Raw genomic sequence first — 3,874 nt, forward strand, 5'->3', positions numbered from 1 at the left:
TGCTCTACTGTTAGGTCAGGGGCAACCTACGAGAGAGTCCCGAAATCCTTCTCAGGGTAAACACGTACCGATAATCGATTCGAGAATGCTTGATGGAATCCACTCTCCGCCACTCTTTATCGTGTCATCGACGCGGTCGAGAATCCGAATTCCACCATCTGGCATCCGTCGCCCGATGTCTCCCGTGTTGAACCAACCGTCGACGAAGGCGTCTGCAGTCTTCTCTGGCAGTTTGTAATAGCCGTCGGGGAGCCACGGTGCCCGAAATTGAATTTCACCCATATCATCTTCCATACCCTCTCGGTGTACGAGTTGGAATTCGCCGAATGGTACTGGGTGAGTCACCCGGCGCAGATACTCATACCCTCCCTCGTCCCGAGCCTCGTCACTCCAAATCGATATCGAGGCGGCGAGCATGTCTGTCCCGCCATAGATCGTCGAGAATTCGATATCGTGCTCGCGGAACTGGGAGACCAGATCACGCTGGATCGTGCTACCACCGGTCAACACCTTGAGGCCGTCAAGAGAGTGATCTGTTTCCAGCAACTGGCGTGCCATCGTCGGGACCATGTTCGTCCAAGTTGCCTCGCCGTCTTCAACCAGCGACCCGACTGTTTCCGGGTCGTATTGGCCTGTCATCAGTAGGTCTGCGCCAAGATACGGCGCGATGACCGGGGATCCCCAAGCCAGTAGGTGGAACATCGGGATACTGGGTAACAGGGTGTCCTCTCCTGACAGCGAGGCTGGTGTGTCGTATTCGGTCAGTTGGTGTGCGATACTCACGCCACCGTGGATGAATTGCTCGTGGGTGTATCTGACCGGCTTGGGTTTACCAGTCGTGCCTGAGGTGAACAGCATAACTGCTGGGGTATCTTCCTCAACGTCGAGAGTAACTGGGTCACTTTCTTCGAGGTCATCAGTATGTAGCGTTTCGCCTGGGAATTGCTGGGCGAGTGCTTCGAAGTCATCAGAGTAGATCAGATGGGTCGAATCTGATTTCTCCAGCGTGTATCCGATTTGCTCGGGTGGGAGATTCAGATTCACCGGGTAGATGATCGCTTCCATTCCAGTGATAGCGTACAGCAATTCGAAAAATTTGGGCGTATTCCAGTCAGCGACTGCGACGACAGTCCCAGCATCTACCCCGCGATCCGCAAGCCCACCTGCTAGTCTCTGGGCATTCTCGTATGCCTGTTCGTACGTCGTTTCACTGGCCCCGTCGGAGACGGTACTGTTGTGGAACAGCGTGCGCGCTCTGTCGAGGACTGAGGGTATGGTGTGCATTGTTAGGTTGTAACTGGTTGTTCTGGAAGTTTCGTATCGTCGAGACTGTCGTACTGGACAATTGCGTCGAAGTACTCCATCGCGGGAGTCGCATCAGTCTGCACGCCAGGCGAATCGGACGCCAACTCGCGCTCGACAAATAGGTTCGCAACGATTGCTTTGCGAGCGTCACCGTCGTCCAAGTGTTCTTGTGCCCGACTTAGGAGAATACTGGCCGTGACGACGTCATAGATGTACTCAGTGACGTCCTTTGCGGCATATTGTGCGGACTCGTCGTCTGTCGTGGCCAGTCCGAGCAGCGCTTCTTGTAATTGTTCAAACTCCGCTTGTACCGTTTCTGCGAGCGGTTGGAGATACGGATGCTCGACGTTGTCTAGATATCCCGAGACGAGCGGTAGCAATGCCCCGTGTGCGGCCTCTTTCTCCATGGCTCGCAGCACATCAAGTGAGAGGATGTTCGCCGTCCCCTCCCAGATTGGTAGGACCTGTGCATCGCGGTACAGGCGGTGGGTGACGAAATCATCGACATATCCGTTTCCACCCTGGATTTCCATGGCATATGACGCAGTTTCGACGGCTTTCCGCGTCGTGACGTGCTTGGAGACCGGAACCAGCAGTCGCATCAACTGGAATGCGTCGTCATCACCGTGATCACGCTCGTATCTGTCCAACCATCGGGCAGCTTCCATTGCGAAAGTCAACGTAGCCTCGTGGTCAACAGCCATCTCCACCAAGTCGCGCTGCATAAGCGGGAAGTCTTGAATCGCCTGTCCAAACGCATCCCGATTCGCTGCTTTGACCTTGCTCTCAAGCAACAATCGTCCGATGATGCCGACAGCACCCACAGAATTAGTCACTCGCTCCCAGTTCACCATCGTCGTCATGTACTTGAACCCGCGCTCGGGCTCACCAACGAGATAACCAGTGGTACCGTCGAATTCGACTTCACCAGTAGGGACGCTCTCTGTGCCGAGTTTGTCTTTGAGCCGCCGATATCGCTGTTCGTTCAACTCTCCTGACGGCAATTCGTGTGGAACAAGAAATAGCGAAAGCCCCCTTGTACCATCGGGCGCGTCGGGACGTCGAGCAAGGGCCAAAGTCCCCTGAGCGTCGATGTTCGAACAGAACCATTTCTCTCCGGTCAATTTGTACTCTCGCGTCTGTAACTCACCACCGTCTTGAGTGGCTTTGGCTTGAGCAGCTGATGATTCAGTTGCCTGGTGCGGCGCCACCACAGGCTCAGCATCTGTTTCGGCCGCCCCGACATCACTTCCGCCTTGCTCCTCGGTGAGGAACATCGCACCTTCGATGACGGTCTCATAGTCGGTGGACGCAAGCTGGTCCAGATACTCGGTGTAGTCTTCCGTATGGTCGTGATTTCGCAATGTCAGCGCGACTCCTGCCGTCATGGACTGCGCGCAGACAAGTCCCGTGTCGGCATACGAAAGAAGTAGTTGCTCAGTCAAGGTGTGGAGTAACCCAACTGGTTCATCTCGTCCTTCCGGTGGCTTGAATGCATCAGCGACGATTCCATGTTCATAGATGAGTCGTTCGTTCTCAAGCTGATCGGGGTGGTACTCAACTTGGTTTAGCAACTTCCCATACTTGTCGTGTGATTGGAGTGTCGGCCCGTGTCTGTCGATTCGGTCTGCGTTGTCTGCGATAGTGTGACCGACAATATGGCCGAATTCTTGGAGTTTCTCCTCCGCCCACCCGAATTCGTCATCTGGATAGAGTCGCCTCGCTTCTTCCTGTAGAACGGGGTTGAGATCCCAGTAATTGACATGGCGTCCCTCCTCAAACTGCTCGTACTCTATGGGTGGTTCTACCATAGTTTACTGAGTATACAAACCAATTAATAATGAATATTAGTGAATGTACTATTGGTTGTATATTGTTTATTATCTGAGGAGAACGGGCCACAGTTGATAATCAAAGTTTTCGTGGGAGATGTATTCGCAGCCGATCACATCGGAGTTGAGTGAAAGTGTCCGTGTGTAACCCAGCGGCTAAGTTCGACGACGACCCATTGTAGAGGAGGTACGAGACAACTCGGTTCCTCACTTCGCTATCCACACCCGTCGCCGGATCGGCGGAGAACGGTTTGTGGATGTGGGATTCGTCTACGGGGCGGATGGGAAGTGCGTCATTAATTTGGAGTTCAAGATCGAAGACGGCTGACGAGCGATCAACGACTATCAAGAGAAGCTGACTGCGGTCGACATCGGTCGGCAGATTACGACGGTCGAACTCGCCGTGCTGGCGAACGAACTCTAGTCACTCGCTGAGACCTTGGACTACTGGATGACACAGGCGCTCTACTCGACTCGGCAGTCTTCGTGGGCTGATGATCGAAAGGCAAGCCCGCAGACGGTCAACGACCAGGTCCGGTCGGCGAAGGAGAAGCTCCATTTCAAGGAGGCATGCTGGCGGAAGCTGTACGCACTTATGTGAAGGCCCACCTAGCTGAGGCGGTCGAACTCTGGCATAGGCACTCAAAATCGTCGGCCTCATCCTCTAATAGCCTGTTGCACGACTTCGAGATTAACTCAGACCTATCGAACAGCAGTCACTAGCAGTAGAATTAGTC

2 protein-coding genes are annotated in these 3,874 nt (G+C 54.1%); both read right to left on the reverse strand.

The features are described from left to right. Window positions 1-51: 51 nt before the first annotated feature. Window positions 52-1,284, reverse strand: coding sequence for an AMP-binding protein (locus N5096_RS13800; RefSeq protein WP_267665397.1), 1,233 nt, complete (start codon window positions 1,282-1,284; stop codon window positions 52-54). Window positions 1,285-1,286: 2 nt separating this feature from the next. After that, on the reverse strand, window positions 1,287-3,116 hold the full coding sequence (locus tag N5096_RS13805) for an acyl-CoA dehydrogenase family protein (RefSeq protein WP_267665398.1): 1,830 nt from the start codon (window positions 3,114-3,116) through the stop codon (window positions 1,287-1,289). Window positions 3,117-3,874: the final 758 nt, after the last annotated feature.

Origin of the sequence: Halorubrum yunnanense, assembly GCF_026586675.1 — an archaeon.
Taxonomy (GTDB): Archaea; Halobacteriota; Halobacteria; order Halobacteriales; family Haloferacaceae; genus Halorubrum; species Halorubrum yunnanense.

Bases quoted from the DNA above. Each gene is read 5' to 3' on its own strand.
- N5096_RS13805 (WP_267665398.1), bottom strand. From the start codon at position 3,116: ATGGTAGAACCACCCATAGAGTACGAGCAGTTTGAGGAGGGACGCCAT.
- N5096_RS13800 (WP_267665397.1), bottom strand. From the start codon at position 1,284: ATGCACACCATACCCTCAGTCCTCGACAGAGCGCGCACGCTGTTCCAC.